This is a genomic window from Parabacteroides sp. AF39-10AC (genome assembly GCF_003635405.1).
Lineage (GTDB): Bacteria > Bacteroidota > Bacteroidia > Bacteroidales > Tannerellaceae > Parabacteroides > Parabacteroides distasonis.
Map to the genome: position 1 here is coordinate 2,442 of NZ_QTLP01000066.1, position 941 is coordinate 3,382.

The 941-nt window shown below is 54.8% G+C and carries 1 protein-coding gene; it reads right to left on the bottom strand.

Annotated elements, in window-relative coordinates; translation table 11 throughout:
- On the bottom strand, positions 1–941 hold a 941-nt coding region (locus DW033_RS24110), incomplete at both ends, for a helicase-related protein (protein WP_233554310.1).

The following is a 941-nucleotide window of genomic DNA, read 5'->3' on the forward strand; positions in this document are numbered from 1 at the left end:
CTTCTCATCGGCGGAATCCACTCCGTCCACCTTTATTATATTAAGGCGGTTGCCCTCCTTGTCGGTCTGCACCACCGACAGGAAGCGGTTCCAGTCCTCCGTCATGGCATCTATGAAAGCCGTGTTGTTGCGCAACTCGCCGGTCTTTGACTCCAGCTTGAACTCCGAATCACGCTTGCCCTTGTTGAACGACTTGCGTTCCCCTTCGAGCGATGCGATCCGCTTTTCCAGTTTCGCCTTGTCCAACAGGTCGGTATTGCCGGAGAGCAACGCCATGTATTCCGAGAAATTCATGCCCGATTTTTCGTCCATTGCCCCCTCGTCGATGGTACGCGCACCCATCGCACCGCTTTTGAGCTGGCTTATGAAAGTCTGCTTGCAGTGCAGGAGGTTGAACTTGTAGCTGTCCAGTGACTTCTCCACCGCGTAGATGATTACATCCACGTTGTTCCCGGCGAAATGTTTGGCAATCTCATTACCTGCCCTAACTCCGCGTCCGTCACGCTGTTGCAAGTCGGACGGTCGCCACGGCGTATCGAGATGATGGATAGCCACACACCGTTTCTGGGCGTTCACACCCGTTCCGAGCATAGAGGTAGAGCCGAACAGCACACGCACCGTCCCGGCGTTCATGGCGTCTATCACCGCCTTCCGCGCCTTGTCGGTCTTGCACTCCTGAATGAAGCGCACCTCGCTTGGCGGTATACCGTAGTCCTCCGTCAGTTTGCGCTTGATTTCCGAATAGACGTTCCACCCGTCGCCCGGCTGGTATGTCCCCAAATCAGAGAAAACGAACTGCGTGCCTTTCTGGGCGTCGTATTTTTGATAATACTCCGCGATCATCTTGGCACAGTGACTCGCTTTGTTGTCGGGATGATCTTCGTAATTCGGGTCTATCATGCGCATGTCGAGTGCCATTTTCCGGGCATAGTCCGTGGCGA